17 protein-coding genes are annotated in these 19,217 nt (G+C 39.2%); 7 read left to right on the top strand and 10 right to left on the bottom strand.

The window, feature by feature from the left end; translation table 11 throughout:
* Nucleotides 1-203: 203 nt before the first annotated feature.
* Nucleotides 204-2,501, top strand: coding sequence for an NADP-dependent malic enzyme (locus tag LBE40_RS06880; protein WP_040296814.1), 2,298 nt, complete (start codon nt 204-206; stop codon nt 2,499-2,501).
* Nucleotides 2,502-2,553: 52 nt separating this feature from the next.
* Here LBE40_RS06880 and secB read toward each other — a convergent pair whose 3' ends face one another.
* Complete coding sequence (gene secB / locus LBE40_RS06875) at nt 2,554-3,036, bottom strand: protein-export chaperone SecB (RefSeq protein ID WP_004858288.1); 483 nt, start codon at nt 3,034-3,036, stop codon at nt 2,554-2,556.
* 142 nt (nt 3,037-3,178) lie between these two features.
* Nucleotides 3,179-3,685, bottom strand: coding sequence for an FxsA family protein (locus LBE40_RS06870; protein ID WP_004858290.1), 507 nt, complete (start codon nt 3,683-3,685; stop codon nt 3,179-3,181).
* 184 nt (nt 3,686-3,869) lie between these two features.
* Here LBE40_RS06870 and LBE40_RS06865 point away from each other — a divergent pair, with 184 nt between their 5' ends.
* Together LBE40_RS06865 and LBE40_RS06860 are read left to right on the top strand one after the other, a co-directional pair.
* On the top strand, nt 3,870-4,562 hold the full coding sequence (locus LBE40_RS06865) for a Tim44/TimA family putative adaptor protein (RefSeq protein WP_004858295.1): 693 nt from the start codon (nt 3,870-3,872) through the stop codon (nt 4,560-4,562).
* Between the two features lie 46 nt (nt 4,563-4,608).
* Entirely contained in the window at nt 4,609-5,187 is a 579-nt protein-coding gene (locus LBE40_RS06860; RefSeq protein ID WP_004858298.1) for a Smr/MutS family protein, read from the top strand.
* A gap of 594 nt (nt 5,188-5,781) precedes the next feature.
* On the opposite strand, the gene LBE40_RS06855 is transcribed toward LBE40_RS06860, so the two are convergent.
* Genes LBE40_RS06855 through LBE40_RS06845 form a run of 3 tightly spaced genes read right to left on the bottom strand, consistent with a single transcriptional unit; the run spans nt 5,782 to nt 8,972 of the window.
* Complete coding sequence (locus tag LBE40_RS06855) at nt 5,782-6,792, bottom strand: Hsp33 family molecular chaperone (RefSeq protein WP_004858301.1); 1,011 nt, start codon at nt 6,790-6,792, stop codon at nt 5,782-5,784.
* Nucleotides 6,793-6,825: 33 nt separating this feature from the next.
* Nucleotides 6,826-7,761 (bottom strand): ornithine carbamoyltransferase, encoded by a 936-nt coding sequence (gene argF / locus LBE40_RS06850; RefSeq protein ID WP_004858303.1) that lies wholly within the window; start codon nt 7,759-7,761, stop codon nt 6,826-6,828.
* A 2-nt stretch (nt 7,762-7,763) separates the two neighbouring features.
* The gene (locus LBE40_RS06845; protein WP_004858307.1) at nt 7,764-8,972 is read right to left on the bottom strand and encodes an aspartate aminotransferase family protein; all 1,209 of its coding nucleotides are present in this window, start codon (nt 8,970-8,972) and stop codon (nt 7,764-7,766) included.
* Between the two features lie 481 nt (nt 8,973-9,453).
* Here LBE40_RS06845 and LBE40_RS06840 point away from each other — a divergent pair, with 481 nt between their 5' ends.
* Entirely contained in the window at nt 9,454-9,984 is a 531-nt protein-coding gene (locus tag LBE40_RS06840; protein WP_004858310.1) for a GcrA family cell cycle regulator, read from the top strand.
* 485 nt (nt 9,985-10,469) lie between these two features.
* Here the strand turns inward: LBE40_RS06840 and LBE40_RS06835 are convergent, their stop codons facing one another.
* The 5 genes from LBE40_RS06835 to ccmA are packed head-to-tail and all read right to left on the bottom strand — an operon-like array spanning nt 10,470 to nt 13,448.
* A complete protein-coding gene (locus LBE40_RS06835; protein WP_004858313.1) occupies nt 10,470-11,120 on the bottom strand; it encodes a DsbE family thiol:disulfide interchange protein in 651 nt (216 codons plus the stop codon).
* Nucleotide 11,121: 1 nt separating this feature from the next.
* Complete coding sequence (locus LBE40_RS06830) at nt 11,122-11,346, bottom strand: hypothetical protein (RefSeq protein WP_004858316.1); 225 nt, start codon at nt 11,344-11,346, stop codon at nt 11,122-11,124.
* Nucleotides 11,334-12,113, bottom strand: a complete 780-nt coding sequence (locus LBE40_RS06825) for a heme ABC transporter permease (protein WP_196792884.1) — start codon at nt 12,111-12,113, stop codon at nt 11,334-11,336. The genes LBE40_RS06830 and LBE40_RS06825 overlap by 13 nt, the downstream gene beginning before the upstream one ends.
* 46 nt (nt 12,114-12,159) lie before the next feature.
* Nucleotides 12,160-12,825, bottom strand: coding sequence for a heme exporter protein CcmB (ccmB, locus tag LBE40_RS06820; protein WP_004858322.1), 666 nt, complete (start codon nt 12,823-12,825; stop codon nt 12,160-12,162).
* Entirely contained in the window at nt 12,822-13,448 is a 627-nt protein-coding gene (gene ccmA / locus LBE40_RS06815; protein WP_004858324.1) for a heme ABC exporter ATP-binding protein CcmA, read from the bottom strand. Before ccmA ends, ccmB begins: the two co-directional genes overlap by 4 nt.
* Before the next feature lie 298 nt (nt 13,449-13,746).
* Here ccmA and acnA point away from each other — a divergent pair, with 298 nt between their 5' ends.
* The 3 genes from acnA to dnaA all read left to right on the top strand — a co-directional run bounded on the left by acnA (nt 13,747) and on the right by dnaA (nt 19,202).
* Nucleotides 13,747-16,434 carry an aconitate hydratase AcnA gene (gene acnA, locus LBE40_RS06810; RefSeq protein WP_004858326.1) on the top strand — a complete coding sequence of 896 codons (2,688 nt, stop codon included), beginning with the start codon at nt 13,747-13,749 and terminating at the stop codon, nt 16,432-16,434.
* Between the two features lie 234 nt (nt 16,435-16,668).
* Nucleotides 16,669-16,935, top strand: a complete 267-nt coding sequence (gene rpsT, locus LBE40_RS06805; RefSeq protein WP_004858330.1) for a 30S ribosomal protein S20 — start codon at nt 16,669-16,671, stop codon at nt 16,933-16,935.
* 698 nt (nt 16,936-17,633) lie between these two features.
* A complete protein-coding gene (gene dnaA, locus LBE40_RS06800; protein ID WP_004858333.1) occupies nt 17,634-19,202 on the top strand; it encodes a chromosomal replication initiator protein DnaA in 1,569 nt (522 codons plus the stop codon).
* Nucleotides 19,203-19,217: the final 15 nt, after the last annotated feature.

Here is a 19,217-nt window from a genome sequence, read left to right as displayed (position 1 = left end):
ACGCGCTCGTTTTTTCAAGTGAGGCTTTGACGCCCTTTTTTGTTTACTTCAATGTTTATCTTCATTATTTCTGGATTGAACGCATGAACAGGTTCGTTAAAGCAAGCATAGCGATTTATGGCATATGAATCAAATTTTAAAATCGGATAATGACATGCATTATCAAGCAGAATTTACACTGTTTTGGGAGAAAATTAAGTGAGATGAAAAAAAGTGAGCAGGATCAGAAAATGCCTCAAATGGTTTATAATGCCAGTGAGCGAGAAGCCCTTGATTTTCATAGTCGTGGTCGGCCTGGAAAGCTTGAAATTATTGCAACAAAGTCTATGGCAACGCAGCATGATTTAGCACTTGCTTATTCGCCAGGTGTTGCTGTTCCGGTTAAGGCAATTGCGCAAAATCCAGCGTTAGCTTATGATTATACTGCAAAGGGCAATCTTGTTGCTGTTATCTCAAATGGAACAGCTATCTTGGGTTTAGGCAATTTAGGGGCGCTTGCATCTAAGCCGGTGATGGAAGGCAAAGCAGTGCTTTTTAAACGCTTTGCAGATATTGATTCTATTGATCTGGAAGTTGATACTAATGATCCAGAGAGTTTTATCAATTTAGTGCGTCATTTGGAGCCCTCTTTTGGTGGTATCAATCTTGAAGACATTAAAGCACCAGAGTGTTTTATGATTGAAAGTCGCTTACGCGAGGTTATGAATATCCCTGTTTTTCATGATGATCAACACGGTACAGCGATTATTGTGGCTGCCGGTGTGCTCAATGCCTTATCTTTAACGGGGCGCGATATGCAAAATACTCGGTTAGTCTGTAATGGCGCTGGTTCTGCTGGGATTGCTTGTATTGAACTGATTAAGGCGATGGGATTTCGACCTGAAAATATTATTTTATGTGATACGAAGGGTGTTGTCTATGAAGGACGTGAAGAGGGAATGAATCAGTGGAAGTCTGCTCATGCCATTCGAACAGATAAGCGTACGCTTGCTGAGGCAATGGAAGGCGCTGACATGTTTTTCGGGGTTTCTGCTAAAGGTGCCATTACTCCTGAAATGGTAAAGTCGATGGCGCCACAACCGATCATTTTTGCTATGGCCAATCCTGACCCAGAAATTACGCCAGAAGAAGTTATGCAAGTGCGCGATGATGCCATTGTAGCAACAGGTCGTTCAGATTATCCAAACCAGATTAATAATGTTCTTTGTTTTCCTTATATATTTCGTGGTGCGCTTGATGTACGTGCGACGGTTATCAATGAAGATATGAAGATTGCTGCAGCAAGGGCTCTTGCGGGTCTGGCTCATGAAGAAGTGCCTGACAGTGTTGCGGAAGCTTATCGTGGAAAGCGGTTAAAATTTGGTCCCAATTATATCATCCCCGTTCCTTTTGATCCGCGTTTGTTCACGGTTGTTTCAATGGCGGTGGCAAAAGCAGCAATGGAAAGCGGTGTTGCGCAAAAACATATTGATGATTTAGAGGCTTATGAGCGTGATTTGAGGGCAAGACGTGATCCCATTTCCTCTATGATGCGTGGAGTTTATAATCATATTCGTCAAGCGCCAAAACAAATTGTCTTTGCAGAAGGTGAAGAAGAGCAGGTAATGCGGGCAGCTGTTTCCTATGTTCATCAAAAACTAGGGCAAGCGGTTTTGATTGGTCGTGAAGAACAAGTGAGAGAAACTGCTGCTATTGCTGGCATTGATCTTGAACGTGAAGGTATTTCTATCATGAATGCTAAGCTTTCTTGTCGCACGGATGCTTATGCGAATTATCTTTATAAAAAGATGCAACGCCAAGGTTGGTTGTTACGCGATTGTCATCGCCGCATCAATAATGATCGCAATTATTTTGCTGCGTGTATGGTGGCATTAGGGGATGCTGATGCGATGGTTACAGGGGTGACGCGCAATTATGAAACAGCGTTAATTGATATACGCCGAGTGATTGATGAGAAACCCAAGGAACGGTTGATTGGTATTTCAATGGCTATTTGCCGTGGAAGAACGGTGTTTATTGCCGATACAGCTATTTATGAGGCTCCTGACGCTGAGGAACTCGCTGATATAGCAGAACAGACAGCTTCTTTTGTTAGGGAATTTGGATATAAACCACGGGTAGCATTTGTGGCATTTTCTACTTTTGGTTACATGAAAGGACAAGTTACGCAGCAAATTCAGGATGCTGTTAACATGTTGCACGAACGCAAAGTTGTTTTTGAATTTGATGGAGAAATGAGTGCTGATGTGGCACTCAATTTGAAATTGATGCAGCAATATCCCTTTATGGGATTAACGGAACCAGCTAATATTTTGGTAATGCCTGGATATCATGCCTCTTCCATTGCGAGCAAGATGTTGCAAGAGCTTGGTGAAGCAACCATTATTGGACCTATTTTGATTGGGTTGGAAAAATCTGTCCAAATTGTACCGTTTAGTGGAAACGATACGGATGTTGTCAATATCGCAATGCTAGCAGCTTATCATGCGAAAAAGTTGTAAAAAAATAAAGGCCTCTGATATTTCAGGGCCTTTTTTATAATGAAAAATATTTCTAAGAGGGTTGTGCCTGACTCTGATTGTTTTTTTGTTCTTCAGCAATACGTTTTTGAAACAATGCTGCAAAATCAATCGGATCAATCCACAGAGGTGGAAAACCACCATTTTGGGTGGCATCAGAGATGATTTGCCGAGCAAATGGAAATAAAAGGCGTGGACATTCAATAAAAACAAGAGGCATAATATGTTCTTGTGGAATGTTTTGAATATGAAAAACACCACCGTAAATCATTTCTACATGAAACAATATTTCGGTGTCATCATTGGCTTTGACGGAGAGGGATAAAACGACATCATAATTGTCATCACCAATTGGATCAGCGTTGACATTAATGTTGATATCAATTTGTGGTGCCTTATCACGTGGATGCAGTGAACGAGGAGCATTTGGGTTCTCAAATGAGAAATCTTTTAAATATTGAGTTAATACAGCAAAAATTGGCTCTCCACCACTGTTTTTTATTTCACTTTCGGCCATACTACAAACCTCTCATTATTAATTGTGTATATTTCTTTTTAGATCTAAAAACCAAAGTGGTTATCATGCCTTGCAAAAGGTTGCAAGAAACGTTTCCCTTGTCTTGATTATTTTTACGTCCGTTACAGATTTTTTTGGCACTTCAATGATTGTCGTCATTTTTACGCCATGGAGATTCTGTGGTATTATAGATTTTGTAATCTTCTGCTTTAAGATCAATTATTTTTTCAGAATTATTCTGATCATTGGTTTTATTTTTAGTATGCGTGTTTATTTTGTTTTTAAATGATGAAAAGAAAAGCCAGACAATAGAACGGATTGGCCCAATAAGAAGTAATATTCCTAAAATATCGCTTAAAAAGCCGGGAAGAATAAGCAAAATTGCACTAAGAATGATGAGAGCATCATTGATAATATTATTCTCTACTGTATGCCTTTGAATAATTTCACGTTGTATATTTTTTAAAATGCTAACTCCTTGAATTCGCAGCAAAATGATTCCAGCTATTGTTGTGAGAACAACCAAACTCAGAGTTGCTAGAATTCCAATTTCTTTCCCGACAAAGATAAAACCAGCAATTTCGATCAAGAGAATGCTGAGGAGGATAATGATAAAAAAGCGAGGATTTATAGGGTAAGACTTTATCACATGAAAGTTCCTTTCTTTAATTTTTAGGGTAGAAAATTATAAGAGCTATCCTTTTAAACATACATGAATAAAGGCTATAAAAATATTTGAATAGTAGATTCCCTATTTTACATATTTACTGATAGATGATATTGACAGCAATGTTTATTACAGGTCAGCTTAAGTTTGGAGATTGACAGCACCCATGGAATTTGACTTTATATTTGTCATAGCTCTTGTTATTATGGTTGTCGTTTTTGTGCAACTCCGTAATGTATTAGGAAAACGGATTGGTTTTGAAAAGCCTCCCTTTGATCCTTATTCACGTCGTTCTAAAAAACAGATTGAAACAGAAACGGTTGAAAATATTGTTTCGTTCCCTCATCAAAGCAATTCAAAAAAGAACGATTTTAGCGAAATTGACGCTATTTCACCAGAGGGAAGTGCACTGAATGAAGGTTTGCGCGCGCTTCACAAAATTGATTCTCATTTTTCTCCTCAATTTTTTATAAAAGGTGCTCAAGTTGCTTATGAAATGATCGTAACAGCTTTTGCTAAAGGTGATCGCGATCAACTTAAAAGGTTACTTTCTCAAGATGTTTTTGAGAGTTTTTGTGCTGCCATTGAGAAACGCGAAAACAACAATGAAAGAGTTGAGTTTACTTTTGTTGGAATTAATAAGATCGAGTTTATCTCAGCTGCAATACAAGACAAGGATGAATTTATAACTGTGCGGATTATCAGTGAAATGATTTCTGTAACTTATAACGAGCAGGGAGAGCGCATAGACGGTGATCCTGATGCTATTGTAGAAATTAGGGATGTTTGGACTTTTGTTCGCAACAGCTTATCGTCGGATCCAAACTGGAAACTTTTTGCAACAGAAGATGAAAATTAAGATCTCTTTTTCACAAGATCGTATAAATAAGATTTAAGAGATTAAAATGTCCACGGATGAATGGAGACAAAAAAGGGATTTATTAGCTTTACAAGATCGTCTTTTATGGGAGATGGTTTGTCATACTACAATTCCGCTTCATGATAAGCTCCATTCTTCTACTGCAAAAGATGTTGTAAATATCGACAGTAAAAAACAGTACGTAACACCAATCTTTTCATCATTTCAGAGCGACCAACAAGAACCAACAGTTATTAAAAGAGAAAAGGGAACGGTTGCACAAGCACATAAGATCCGTTTCTTCGATCGTATTGTACATCGTAAAATTGCCAAAGGCCATTATCCAATTGAGGCACGTCTTGATCTTCATGGGTATGGGCAGGAGGAAGCTTATTCTCTCTTAAAAAATTTTCTCCAATCATCTCAGCAGAGTGGATTACGTTATGTGCTTGTGATTACAGGAAAAGGCCAGTCTCTTGGGAGTGATGGTGCTTTGTATAAGTTTGTCCCTTATTGGTTATCAACCTCGACTTTCCGGTATTATGTTCATGCATTTGAACAAGCGGCTCGCCAGCATGGTGGAGGAGGTGCGCTTTATATTTGGTTGCGCCGTTTTTTGCCATGAAAAGGGGGATGATATTGTTTGGGCTGTTTCGGATTTAATATTGCTGTTATCATCAGAAAACATTTGTGGAATAAATAATCGTATCAAGATTATCTAAAGTATTACAAAAGTTTGGAGAGATTTCGATTTTTTAAGCAATTAAATGTTTGTTTGCTAGCTTTATTTTTTATTATTTTGGTTAGCATAGCAGCATATTGGGATTTGTGGGTGTTATCAGCAGCATGTTATCAAAATCACAATATTTTGTCTTCGCTTTTTCCCTTGGGGCATGTACGATAATGAAGGTGTATTACTACCATTCTTATGTTTATAAAATAACGGACTAGTGTTCTCATTGTATTTACTATCTACATACTGTACCTATTCTCGCATGAAGATGATTTTATAAGCGCTATTTTTATAAACAGCATATGGTATGAATACTGATTTGAACAAGTGTATGATTGTGTAGGCAACAAAAGAGCGGTTAGCTCTAAGGAAACGAGATACACAAAATATTTTAACGGTTGATGTTAGCTGTTACTAGGTTTCAGTTACGTAATTAAAAGGGTTTTAGCTGCAATCAACATTTTCCTTTTTGTGAGGAATATTTGGTTACATTTTTGTTTCAGAAAATTCTTGCGGTTTAAAACGATGCGTTGTTGAACAAAACTCACATTTGACTGAAATATATTTGTTTTGAACCATTTTGTTCCGTTCATCAGTAGGAAAGCCTTCCAGTATTTCTTTAATTTTTTCGCGCGAACAAGAGCACTGATCTACAAGAGAAAAGGGATTAAAAATTCTAACACCTTGTTCATGAAAAAGACGGAACAATAGCTGTTTACTGCCGACTTGAGGATCTGTCAATTCTGCACTCTCAATGGTTACCATCAGTGCTTTGGCTTCTTGCCATTGGTCTTTAAGCCGATCATGTGTTCTGATCTCTTCTTGTTTTTTATCGGGTTCATATATTTTATGATGAGACGATTCTTGGGGTAAAAGTTGGGCTAAAATACCTCCTGCTCGCCAACTTTTCTGTGGTCTTCCGTGTTGGTCTCTGTTGACTAATATAGCAACTGCTAAACGAATATCGGTAGGAATTTGCTCTGATTGATCAAAATAAGTACGGGAAGCTTCTTGTAAATTTTCTCCCTCTAATGCAACTATCCCCTGATAGGGCTGTGTGTGTATGCCTTGGTCGATCGTGAAGGCTAAAGTGCCTCTTCCCAAAAGGGTTGCTGAAGATATTTGTTCATTAGCTGTTGCTTGTTTTAACTGTTCCTTATCAAAACGAGCATAACCGCGTAGACTGGAAGGAGGAGAGAAGTCGCACACTAACATATTAACCGGCCCATTAGAATGGGTTTGTAAAATAAATTTTCCCTTAAGTTTCAGGGAGGTACCAAGCAGAACAGTTAAGACTAAAGCCTCTGCTAGAAGGTAAGAAACTGGTTCAGGATATTGATGTCTTGTGAGAATAGAATTTAAAGTTTCTCCAAGTTGTACGGCACGACCACGGATATCAAGTTCTTCGACTTGAAAGGGAATAACGGTATCATCTGCGTTCCAGCAGATATTATTGAGAGAGTCTTCATTTTTAGTTTGTTTGCTTTCTTCACTCATATCTTTGCCTTTTATATGATTTATTTTGGCAGGTTATTGTGGAGAGAAAAACGCATCTTGTAAACACCAAGAGAGAATTGCTTTTTGAGCATGAAGACGATTTTCAGCTTCGTCGAAAACAACAGAATGCGGTCCATCGATCACGGAATCTACGACTTCTTCTCCACGATGAGCGGGCAGACAATGCATGAAAAGGGCATTGGGTTTAGCTAATCTCATTAAAGCTTCATTAACTTGGTAAGGCTGGAAAATAGAATGACTACGGGCGCGAAATTCTTGCCCCATGGAAAACCATGTGTCGGTTATAATGCAATCAGCATCTTTGGCAGCTTTTTGAGGATTGTTTGTGAGCATAATATTAGCTCCGCGCTCACGTGCCCATTTAACGTATTTTTCTTGTGGTTCATTGCCTTTTGGTGTAGCAAGGCGTAAATGAAAATTAAAGAGAGCTGTTGCTTCGATCAAAGAATGAAGAACATTATTGCCATCTCCCATCCAAGCAAATATTTTGCCAGCGATTGGTCCACGATGTTCTTCATAGGTTAGGACGTCTGCTAGAATTTGGCAAGGATGTGTGTCATCTGTGAGGGCATTAATAATGGGAACTTGGGCATATTGTGCCAATTCTAGCATCCGGTGATGTGCTGTTGTGCGTATTATGATAATATCCACAAAACGTGATAATACACGCGCTGTATCGGCGATAGTTTCGCTATAACCGAGCTGCATTTCTGAGCCTGTTAACATGATAGTGTTCCCACCAAGCTGACGCATGCCAATATCAAATGAAACACGGGTTCGTGTAGACGGTTTTTCAAAAATCATCGCGAGTGTTTTGCCAACGAAAGGTTTTGAACTTTTCCCTGTTTTGAAAGATGCTTTGAGGGTTTTAGCATAATCGATAAGTGCGCGTGCTATTGGTGGGGTTAAAACAGATAAGTCGGTAAAGTGGCGAAGAATATTTGTCATGTTTATGATATTTGCCTTTTTTTATTTGTTTGCGAAAGATAAGCAATTGCTTTTTCAATACGCTGCAAGCTTTCATCTATTTCTTCTTCCTTAATAATAAGGGGAGGCAATAAACGCACCACATTGTTGTTGGCACTAACGCTTAGAACATATTCATTTTCCAAGGCACTGACGACAACATCTGAGGGAATGACGCACTGAATGCCTACCATAAGGCCCACACCCTGAATTGCACAGATAATATCAGGATAGGCATTGAGAATGCTCGAAAGTCCACTTTTTAGCTTATTCCCCATATGTTGAACATGGTGGAGAAAGCCTGGTTCTAATATGATATCAAGAACACTGTTGCCTACAGCCATCCCAAGAAGATTACCGCCAAATGTCGAGCCATGTGTTCCTGGTGTCATACTTTTTGCAGCTTTATCTGTTGCAAGACAAGCTCCCAACGGAAATCCGCCACCTAGTCCTTTTGCGAGGGTAAGAATATCAGGTGTGATATCACTCCACTCATAAGCAAAAAGTTTTCCTGTTCGTCCAATACCCGTTTGAACTTCATCCAAAATTAATAATAGATTATTATCATCGCATATTTTGCGTAAGAACCTTAAAGTTTCATGAGAGACTGTTCGTATTCCTCCTTCGCCCTGAATGGGTTCAATAAGAATAGCTGCGGTGTTTTTATTGATAGCATTACGTAAAGCGCTTTCATCACAAAAAGGAACTTGAACAAATCCACCAGCTTTTGGACCAAAACCATCAAGATATTTTTCGTGCCCTGTAGCAGCAAGGGTTGCAAGTGTGCGCCCATGAAATGCACCTTCAAAAGTAATAATTTCAACGCGTGTTGGTTGACCAGATACATAATGAGTGCGACGAGCAGTTTTGAATGCACATTCTAATGCCTCAGCACCAGAATTGCAGAAAAAGACCTTATCAGCAAAGCTGTTTGTACAAAGCCGTGCAGCAAGAGCTTCTTGTTCAGGTGATTGAAAAAGATTGGAAATATGCCAAAGTTTTTCAGCTTGTATTTTGAGGGTCTCGATCAGTTTTGGATGCGCATACCCTAATACATTGACAGCAATGCCAGATGTTAAATCAAGATAACGCTCTCCTTTATCAGAAATAAGCCATACACCATTGCCTTGTTTGAAATGCAAATTACGTCGAGCAAAACACTTATAAAGTGACTGTATAGCAGTAGTGCTCATCATGATTTCCTTTATGTTTTAAACGTTGCCATACAATAAACAAACGCTGCGAGTAAAACAATGTTGTATCTTTTAAAGTATAGCGTGCTCAGCGTTTCATTACGATCAATTATCACACTCATGTGATAATTGATCGTTACACCGATTGGCAAAAAGTCAATAAAGATTTTGCAAGCAACATCTGTAGGAAAAAGTTTTAAACAAATATGATAGTTTAACCTATGATGAATTCGCAAGTTGGGGAAAACATTCTAAATAGACTCTTCAAGAGAAAAAGGCTCTTGTCAGAGAGTCAGTGCGTATTGTAGTTTAAATCAATAAGCGAGGTTGTATTTCGGTTTGTAAGTTTCATAGGTTGAGTGGATTTTTTTGTGCTCGAGTAGAGTTATAATTTTTTCATTCGACTGGTTGGAAATATTATTCAAACATTTGAAGATGCAATGGGGGCATCTCAATGAGGTGATCAGAATGGAGTGCTGATATGGGTTGGACATGTGAACGCGTTGAACTTCTTAAGAAGTTTTGGAGTGAGGGTTTAAGTGCAAGTCAGATTGCAGCTCAATTAGGTGGGGTTAGCAGGAACGCAGTGATCGGTAAAGTGCATCGGTTAAAGTTACCGGGACGTGGCAAGACAGCACAAGGGGGAGCGCGTGCGCAAAAGACACCTGCAAACCCATCATCTCCGCGTGTGCGTCGTACCACATCGACGGTATTGCCAACGGATGCTACTACTTCTTGCAGTGTTGGAAGAACAGCTTTAAAGATGGAGTTTATAGCGGAGAACGTTACAGAAATTGATGTGCCGGCGAAGTCAAATGTAGTTGTGCCTATTTCACGTCAGCTTAATCTTTTGCAATTGAGCGAAAATACATGTAGATGGCCAGTTGGTGACCCTTTAGCAGCGGATTTTCATTTTTGTGGTGCCGATTCCGGTGAAAATAGTCCTTATTGTGCTTTTCATGCTAAAATAGCATTTCAGCCAATATCTGAAAGACGGCGGATAAGAGTATAATAAATATTTACAATGTAACCTCGTATTGCCTTCTATTATGCTTTATCATTAAATATATAACTTTCTACGAGAGAGAAATTTGCGAAGATAAGAGTTTTAATGAATGTAAGAAACTCTTTCTGAAACGATGCTCATTCCAGTGTTGTTCGTAATTATGTGCTGTAAAGGTGCAACTGTTGTCCATTTATTTACGCACTTGTTTTAAAGAGATCTTTCTCCTTGCTCTCAATCTCATAAGTTGTAAGAATGGGATAATGCAAGATCCATGAGTACTAACATTTCTACGCTTATGAAGGTACAGACTAGTACCAACATACTATTTACGAACTTCTAATGTTGTACTTGTTTTTGCATTAATAAGAGATATATTGACCTTTTCCTCAAACGGTTTTTAACCACACATCGCTTTTTGTTGTGACATGCAAGTGGTTATTTTTGAGGATTCATCATAAGACGCTTTGAAGTGAGAAAATTTCACTGTGTTTTCATTCAATATGGGAAAATGATGAATTGCTTTTATGAATGAATGCATTGCCGTTTGTTGTTTCTTCTATCATAACAGCTTGTTCGATTTTTGGCAGGATTTTTTTCTGATAAATTTGCCATGTTAAAGGGCCAACATGTTTGGCAATAATAATGCTCTCTTTATTCAAAAGAAAGGTTTCTGGTGGTCCATACACTCCCCAGTTAATAGCTGTATGCCCTGAAACATCAAAGCCAATAAATTTAAAAGGGTTACCAAAACTATTCAGAAAGCGTTGGGCATTCTCTTTACTATCCTTATAATTAATGCCAATAAGATCAAAACGTTGATCTTGTACAATCTTCATAAGAAGCGGATGCTCTTCACGACAGGAGTGGCACCAAGATCCCCAAAAATTAACCAATGTTACACGCCCTTTAAATTGTTCCGAGTTGAGAAGATAATTTTCATTATCAAGCAGGGGAAGACTGATTTTTGGGGCGGGCTTTTCAGCGAATGTGTGTGGGAGCGGAAAAGTATCGTTGGGGTGTTTACTGTCCATAAAGTAGAAGAAGAGCATAATGAGAAGAAGAAAAAAAACAAATGGCCCAAAAAGACTAAACACGACGAACAAAGATATGTTTTTTCTAGATTTTTGAGGGGTAATTTTCATTCTATTTTTCTTTTTGAAACAGCTCTTTTTTGTTTAGCTGTTGTAGGATTTTTTTTTGGTATATACCTTTGCAAAGTGTGTATCCAATAAAACATAGGAGGGAGATTGCAGAAAGTATGTAGCTCAAAATAACAATTTGCTCGTGGTAAAGAGTACCAAGGAAAAAATCAATTTGCTGAGAGAGATTTCCTAAAAGTCCACTGTGAGTGCTATTTAAGTCGAGCATGATGAAGAGTCCTTATGTTGTGCGTGACGGGCCTTTTTTATCTGAAGTATTTGGATATGACGATTATTGATTTCGTTGCGCATAGCCATCAAATAAAGCAAAATGAACATAAAGCTAAAACAAAATATCATTGTTATGAGGGGCCATAACATAGCACGGTCGATTGTTGGACCGCCTGAACGTAAAAGTGATGCTTGTTGGTGCAGTGTATTCCACCAATTAACGGAAAATTTGATAATGGGGATATTCACAAGTCCAACGAGTGTGAGAATTGCTGTGGCGCGTGCAGCTTTTTCTTGGTTATCAAAAGCGCGAGCAAGCATGACAATGGCAAGGTAAATAAAAAACAAGATCAGAACTGATGTTAGCCGTGCATCCCATACCCACCATGTTCCCCATGTAGGGCGCCCCCAAAGTGCGCCTGTCACTAGAGATAAGGCTGTAAAAATTGCTCCAATAGGTGCTCCACATTTGAGTGCTACATTAGCAAGATGATATCTCCAAATCAGACTTCCTAAAGCAGCAGCACTTATTATGATATAACAAAATGTAGAGAGCCACGCGAATGGTACATGAATATACATAATCTTGACGGTGCTACCCTGCTGATAGTCATCAGGAGAATGCATAATCAGAATAAGCCCTAAGATAAGAAGACACAATGTTATACCAGTTAACCAAGGCAAAACGGTGCCGCTTATTTTCATGAAACGGGTTAAACCTGTTGAGAGTGAACTCATTTTATGTATGTGAGATGTTTTATTCATGAGATTTATAATAGGCAGAGTTTTGCTGTGCGGCAATTACCTTTTATTATTCTGATAAAAGCTTGAGCGTTATAGCAGCAACAAAAGAGCTAAAAAGACTCAAAAGAAGTGAAAAGGCAATAAGAAGAGTCAAGGAAGTGAGAAAAGAAACGTTTGGGTTTGTCGGGGCTGTAGCAGCTGAAACACCGAAAATCATGATTGGAATGATCCACGGCAAAATGATGATAAAAACGAGAAGAGTGCTGTGTAACAATGACGTTGCGAGAGCTGCTCCTATAGCGCCGATAAAAATAATAGCAGGTGTTCCGCATAAGAGGGTGAGTGTTGTTGTAAAAGTTATCGTTGCATTTAAATGGAGCATGAATGCTAAAATAGGAGTAGCAAAAATAAGAGGCAGCATTGTTCCTACCCAATGGGCAAGGCATTTGGTAAATACAATCAGTGTGAAACTTTGTCTTTGTCCAGAAAGGATGAATTGATCAAGATTTCCATCATCACTATCGGTTTGAAAAAGTTTATTGAGATTAAGGAGTCCTGCGAAAAGTGCTCCAAACCATAATATGCCTGGGCCTATTTGTGCAAGAATTTTAGGATTTGGCCCAATGGCGAAGGGAGTTATCATAATAAAAGCAATGAAAAACAAAAGTCCTGTTAAGGAAGAAGCTTGTGGTGCTAAGATTAATTTAAGATCACGCCAGAATAGTGCTTTCATTTGCTGATCTCCAAGGGAGGTAAGAATTTTTCCAGAGCGACTTTATGGTTTTCTGTAATACCAAGGGGATTATGGGTTGCAGCGATAATCATACCGCCTTGGTTTAGATGATACTGAAAAATATTGGTAAGGAGAGTTTGAGCATGGATATCAATTCCTGATATTGGTTCATCTAAAATCCAAATAGGACGATAGGAGAGCAAAAGGCGGGCAATGGCTACACATCTTTTTTGACCTGTTGACAGAATATTGAAGGGTAAGTGTTCAAGATTAGAAAGACCTACGTCGGCAAGAGCTTCATGGGGATAACGTAGATGTTGTCCATAAAATGCTGACCAAAATTGCAGATTATCGATGACAGATAAGAGAGGTTTCATAGCATTTTGGGGACCAAGATAATGACATGCAGTTGCTACGGGATATGTTTGTTCTTGGTCTTTAAGACTTACAACACCTTCGGCAGCTTCAAGAAGACCGACAATGATTCGCAGTAATGTAGATTTTCCGATTCCATTTGGGCCTGTGATTGTCATAAGTTGTTGTGGAAATAAACAAAAAGAAAGACCTTGGAATAGAACTTCTGCGTTTCTATAAGCTGCTAAATCTTTGCCCGATAACACCATGTGCTTACCTGTTTTGCTTTTGTTGCTATAAGCTTTATTGCATTATAGGATAAAAAACACGTTTTTTATGCAATTGTACCTAGAATAGTTCTAGAAATAGTTTTATAAGGCATGTGTTACATCAAGATCTGGTGTAGAATGGTTTTTAACACCGATTTCCGAATTTGCCGATGAAAAGGTGGAGAGGGAGATGAATGGCAGAGGTGATTGCGTCTGCATTCAAGCTGCGACCTTGACTCGTAGTTTGTATTGTTCGTTCTGGGAAATTGGATAGTTTGTAATATGAGGGTGGTCAGTTGTGACTCAAATTGATAGCTTTAATTGTCGCAGAACTTTAGATGTTGGTGGCAAGGAATATATTTATTATAGTTTGATCGAGGCGGAGAAGAATGGGCTTCAAGGTGTTTCTCGCTTGCCGTTTTCAATGAAAGTAATTCTTGAAAATTTATTACGTTTTGAAGATGGACGTTCTGTCAAAAAAGAAGATATTCTAAACGTTGCTAAGTGGTTAAATGATAAAGGCTGTGCTGGTGCAGAGATCGCTTACCGTCCCGCACGTGTTCTCATGCAAGACTTCACTGGTGTTCCTGCGGTTGTTGACCTTTCTGCGATGCGCGATGCTATGGTAAAACTTGGAGGAAACGCTGAAAAAATTAACCCTCTTATTCCCGTTGATCTTATCATTGATCATTCAATTATCGTTGATCATTTTGGCAATCCTATGGCTTTTAAAGACAATGTTGAGTGTGAATATGAACGCAATAGCGAACGTTATCGTTTCCTTAAGTGGGGACAGCAAGCTTTTCAGAATTTTCGCGTTGTGCCTCCGGGAACGGGAATTTGCCATCAGGTTAATCTGGAATATTTAGCGCAATGTGTGTGGCTAAAGGGTGAAGGAGGGTATCAGACGGTCTATCCTGATACCTGTGTGGGAACTGATTCGCATACAACTATGGTGAATGGTTTAGGCGTTTTAGGTTGGGGTGTTGGCGGTATTGAAGCAGAAGCGGCAATGTTAGGGCAGCCTGTTTCTATGTTATTGCCTGAAGTGATTGGTTTCCGTTTAACAGGTAAGCTTAAAGAAGGCGTGACGGCTACTGATTTAGTGTTGACAGTAACACAAATTCTACGCAAGAAGGGTGTTGTTGGTAAGTTTGTTGAGTTTTTTGGTCCAGGTCTGGAGCACATGACGCTTGCTGATCGGGCGACGATTGCGAATATGGCACCCGAATATGGTGCAACATGTGGTTTTTTCCCAATTGACAAAGAAACAGCGCGTTATCTCAACATGACAGGGCGTGATGAAAGTCGAATTGCTTTAGTAGAAGCTTATTCCAAAGCACAAGGGATGTGGCATGACGAAATGATTGTCGATCCTATTTTTACTGATACAATTGAATTAGACATGGAAAGTGTTGTGCCTTCTATGGCCGGTCCTAAACGTCCTGAGGGGCGTATTGCATTGGAAAGTGTTGGACAGGGCTTTGAAGTGGCATTGTCCGGTGATTATAAGAAGACTGTTGGTCAAGATGACCGTTATAGAGTTGAGGGTGAGGGATATGATCTTGGCCATGGCGATGTGGTGATTGCTGCGATTACTTCTTGTACGAATACATCCAATCCAAGTGTTCTTATTGCTGCAGGTCTTTTGGCGCGTAATGCTGTAGCGAAAGGCCTTAAGAGTAAACCGTGGGTTAAGACTTCTCTTGCTCCTGGCTCGCAAGTTGTTGAAGCTTACCTTATCAATTCCGGTCTCCAAAAAGATTTAAATACATTAGGGTTTAACTTAGTCGGGTTTGGGTGCACGACATGTATTGGAAATTCTGGCCCTTTGTTGCCTGCTATTTCCAAAACGATTAATGATAATGGTTTAATTGCTGCTGCGGTTCTTTCAGGAAATCGTAATTTTGAAGGGCGTGTATCACCTGATGTGCAAGCGAATTATTTAGCTTCACCACCGCTCGTTGTTGCACATGCTTTGGCAGGGACGGTGCGTAAAGATTTAACCAAGGAGCCTCTTGGAGAAGGTTTAGACGGACAACCGGTTTATTTGAGAGACATTTGGCCAACTTCTAAAGAAATACAAGAATTTATCGAAAAAAATGTCACACGTAAGATTTTTGCTGAAAAATATGCAGATGTATTTAAAGGAGACGAAAATTGGCAAGAAGTCCAAGTTCCAACAGGGGCTACTTATTCTTGGGATGAACAATCGACATATGTGCGTAATCCGCCATATTTTGATGATATGCGGAAGATCCCTGATGTCTTACAAGACATTAAAGATGCACGGATTTTAGGTTTGTTTGGTGATAAAATCACAACGGATCATATTTCTCCTGCTGGTTCCATTAAGATTGATTCTCCTGCAGGGAAATATTTGACGGATCATGGGGTTAAAGTAGCTGATTTTAACCAGTATGGAACGCGTCGTGGAAATCATGAAGTGATGATGCGTGGAACCTTTGCCAATATTCGCATTCGTAATTTCATGCTAGGAGAAAATGGTCGTGAAGGAGGCTATACAATTCATTATCCGTCAAAAGAAGAGCAAGCAATTTATGATGCAGCAATGGCGTATAAAAGAGAAGGTGTTCCGCTTGTTGTTTTTGCCGGTATTGAATACGGTAATGGGTCATCCCGTGATTGGGCAGCTAAGGGCACCAATCTTCTTGGTGTAAGAGCGGTGATTGCTCAGTCTTTTGAACGGATTCATCGTTCTAATCTTGTTGGTATGGGAATTGTTCCTTTTGTGTTTGAAGCGGGTACAAGCTGGCAATCTTTGGGTTTAAGGGGGGATGAAAAGGTAACGATTGAAGGAATTCATAGCTTGAAACCTCGCCAAAAGACTATAGCCACAATCACTTTTTCTGATGGAATGGTAAAAACTATTCCATTATTATGCCGTGTTGATACTGAAGACGAGTTAGATTATTTGTATCATGGTGGAATTTTACAATATGTTTTACGTAATCTGGCGGTCTAGATTGCATTTGTTTGTTTAGGAGCGCCTGTAAAACTCTTAAGGTGAGTATCAAGGAGCTTGTCCTTGTTTTTTATGTCTCTTTTTGAAAATTCGATTGACGTTGGCTTGAGGATTGCGTTATAAGTCGTACAGTTATCAGCAGCTTTATAGTTTTGCTTGGCTTGATTTTATTTGGATTAGGAGAGATGTTATTGAGACGCTTCCTATCCTGTGCGTTGAAAGAGAGAGATATTTATGGCGAATACACCTTCCGCTCGAAAAGCGGTGCGCAAAGTTGTGGCGCGTACGCAGGTTAATAAGGCCCGCCGTTCGCGCGTTCGTACTTTCGTACGTAAATTTGATGATGCTTTGGCTGGTGGTGATAAGGCATCTGCGGAAATAGCATTTAAGAATTTTGAACCTGAGATTATGCGTGCGGTTTCCAAAGGGGTTTTTCATAAGAATACTGCTGCGCGAAAAGTATCGCGTTTAGCAAAACGTTTGAAAACTCTTAGCGTTTAAGTTTCTTCCATTTTTTAGAATTGAAGCCAGCATCTTTGTAGGTGCTGGTTTTTTTTATTCATTTTTACGAAAATATGACACTTCTAAAGGAGAGGAATCTTCAGCGATTCTTTCCATGGAAGAGTAGAGAAAATTTGTAGAATTCATACGGTTATCCACAAGCTTTGTGGATTTTTGCAGAGTCTTTTTTGTCAAGCATTTTTATTTTTTTTTTTTAATCTGAAGAGATTCTTTAATTATTGGTAAATTTAGAAAAAAAAAATGAATTGAATCAATTATTTTTCTCATCTCTAGTTTATATGAGCAGCTTTATGGTGACTTTTTAGGGGCTTTTGATTTTATTTTGACCTCTTGCATTTTACCTCTGCTGTTTTGTATGGTTCTTATGGAGACTAAAAACATACAGGGGTCGCATCAACTCATTATCCTGTATTACGCTGAGTGAATGGGCTCTCATGTTGGAGAGGTTTTCTTAACGTGTTTCTTAGTTTTTTTGATTGGTATGCTTACCATTTTAGAGGATTGGATCATATCATGAATGCAAGTAAATCTTATTGGTCATCTTTATTGATGGGGTTTTAATGAGACTGTCCTAGGGGAGGATAAGTAATATTATTTGGGGTAGGGCGTTTTGCTTTCGCTAAGTTTATTTTTAGCTGTTTAGTAGGACAAATTTTTTATTTTTATCAGGATGAAAGATGGTGGATAAATTGAACTCTAAAGCTAGTTCCTTTAAAAGGGTTTCGGTGAATATCCTGTCGGCAGAGAAAATAATCAAGAGTAAGATGACAGATAGTGGTGGAGCGGTGAATAGAGATGCTTCTGTAGAGCATCCTATTATTTTAGAGGAGGAGGGCACGGCGGCTTTCGCACGTGTGATGGCGCAATTAAAGGCGCAGGTTGGTATCGAGGCTTATACGAGTTGGTTTGGTCGTGTGAAACTTGCTGAGTATAGCCGTAATCTTGTGAAGCTTTCTGTTCCTACAGCATTTTTGCGTTCATGGATTAATAATCACTATGGTTCTCTTTTGACAAATTTATGGAAACAAGAGAATTCAGCGATTCTTCGCGTTGAAGTTATCGTTCGTGGTATGAAGCGTGTTTCGGGAGGTGTGGTTTGTAAAACGAGTACAGCTCCTGTTGTTCTGGAAGAACAGACGACTCCATCTTTTGTTGAGAATTACACAGAGCATTCCGTAAAAAGTGTTCGAGCAGGTATTTTTGGTTCACCGCTTGATTCTCGTTATACTTTTGAAAGTTTTGTAGAAGGTTCTTCTAATCGTGTTGCTTTAGCTGCTGCACGTTCGATTGCGGAAGGGCATAAAAGTGCCTTAAGATTTAATCCTCTTTTTGTTCATGCGTCTGTTGGTTTAGGAAAAACACATTTGCTTCAAGCTATTGCAGCTGCTGCACTGAAGCGTTCGCCTGCGCGGGTTATTTATTTGACCGCTGAATATTTTATGTGGCGTTTTGCAACGGCTATTCGTGATAATGATGCTCTTTCTTTTAAAGAGCAGCTTCGTGATATTGATCTTCTCATTATTGATGATATGCAATTTTTGCAAGGAAAGTCGATTCAACACGAATTTTGTCATTTGCTTAATATGTTGCTTGATAGTGCAAAACAAGTTGTTGTGGCTGCGGATCGTCCACCAGCAGAATTAGAATCGCTTGATCTTCGGGTTCGCTCTCGTCTTCAGGGAGGGGTAGCCCTTGAAATGGAAGCACCAGATTATGAAATGCGTTTGAAAATGCTACATCAGCGATTAAAGTTGGCGCAACAAGATGATAATATGATCTCAATTTCCGATGATATTTTGGAGTATATTGCTAGAACGGTTTCGGGGTCGGGACGTGATATTGAAGGAGCATTTAATCAGTTATTGTTCCGTCAATCTTTCGAGTCTGATTTATCTTTAGAACGGATTGATGAATTATTAGGTCATTTGACACGTTCTGGCGAACCTAAGCGTATCCGGATCGAAGAAATTCAACGTACAGTTGCACGCCATTATAATGTTTCTAAGCAGGATTTATTGTCTAATCGTCGGACGCGTACAGTTGTGAAGCCGAGGCAAGTTGCAATGTATTTAGCAAAAATGTTAACGCCTCGTTCACTGCCAGAAATTGGGCGCCGTTTTGGTGGGCGTGATCATACGACAGTTTTACATGCTGTACGTAAAATTGAAGATTTGGTTTGTGGTGATCAAACGCTTGCTAAAGAGCTTGAATTGCTTAAGCGGTTGATTGGAGAACAGGCTGCGTAGTGTTTACAGGTTTTC

It is taken from the genome of Bartonella taylorii (genome assembly GCF_023920105.1).
Classification (GTDB): Bacteria; Pseudomonadota; Alphaproteobacteria; order Rhizobiales; family Rhizobiaceae; genus Bartonella; species Bartonella taylorii.
Note: the sequence above shows the minus strand (reverse complement) of the source record. Positions and strands in the feature narration are given on the sequence as shown.

What these genes read in the sequence shown, in the direction of transcription:
- LBE40_RS06880 (WP_040296814.1), top strand. Translation starts at nt 204, where the DNA reads ATGAAAAAAAGTGAGCAGGATCAGAAAATGCCTCAAATGGTTTATAAT.
- secB (WP_004858288.1), bottom strand. Translation starts at nt 3,036, where the DNA reads ATGGCCGAAAGTGAAATAAAAAACAGTGGTGGAGAGCCAATTTTTGCT.
- LBE40_RS06865 (WP_004858295.1), top strand. Translation starts at nt 3,870, where the DNA reads ATGGAATTTGACTTTATATTTGTCATAGCTCTTGTTATTATGGTTGTC.
- LBE40_RS06860 (WP_004858298.1), top strand. Translation starts at nt 4,609, where the DNA reads ATGTCCACGGATGAATGGAGACAAAAAAGGGATTTATTAGCTTTACAA.
- LBE40_RS06855 (WP_004858301.1), bottom strand. Translation starts at nt 6,792, where the DNA reads ATGAGTGAAGAAAGCAAACAAACTAAAAATGAAGACTCTCTCAATAAT.
- argF (WP_004858303.1), bottom strand. Translation starts at nt 7,761, where the DNA reads ATGACAAATATTCTTCGCCACTTTACCGACTTATCTGTTTTAACCCCA.
- LBE40_RS06845 (WP_004858307.1), bottom strand. Translation starts at nt 8,972, where the DNA reads ATGAGCACTACTGCTATACAGTCACTTTATAAGTGTTTTGCTCGACGT.
- LBE40_RS06840 (WP_004858310.1), top strand. Translation starts at nt 9,454, where the DNA reads ATGGGTTGGACATGTGAACGCGTTGAACTTCTTAAGAAGTTTTGGAGT.
- LBE40_RS06835 (WP_004858313.1), bottom strand. Translation starts at nt 11,120, where the DNA reads ATGAAAATTACCCCTCAAAAATCTAGAAAAAACATATCTTTGTTCGTC.
- LBE40_RS06830 (WP_004858316.1), bottom strand. Translation starts at nt 11,346, where the DNA reads ATGCTCGACTTAAATAGCACTCACAGTGGACTTTTAGGAAATCTCTCT.
- LBE40_RS06825 (WP_196792884.1), bottom strand. Translation starts at nt 12,113, where the DNA reads ATGAATAAAACATCTCACATACATAAAATGAGTTCACTCTCAACAGGT.
- ccmB (WP_004858322.1), bottom strand. Translation starts at nt 12,825, where the DNA reads ATGAAAGCACTATTCTGGCGTGATCTTAAATTAATCTTAGCACCACAA.
- ccmA (WP_004858324.1), bottom strand. Translation starts at nt 13,448, where the DNA reads ATGGTGTTATCGGGCAAAGATTTAGCAGCTTATAGAAACGCAGAAGTT.
- rpsT (WP_004858330.1), top strand. Translation starts at nt 16,669, where the DNA reads ATGGCGAATACACCTTCCGCTCGAAAAGCGGTGCGCAAAGTTGTGGCG.
- dnaA (WP_004858333.1), top strand. Translation starts at nt 17,634, where the DNA reads ATGGTGGATAAATTGAACTCTAAAGCTAGTTCCTTTAAAAGGGTTTCG.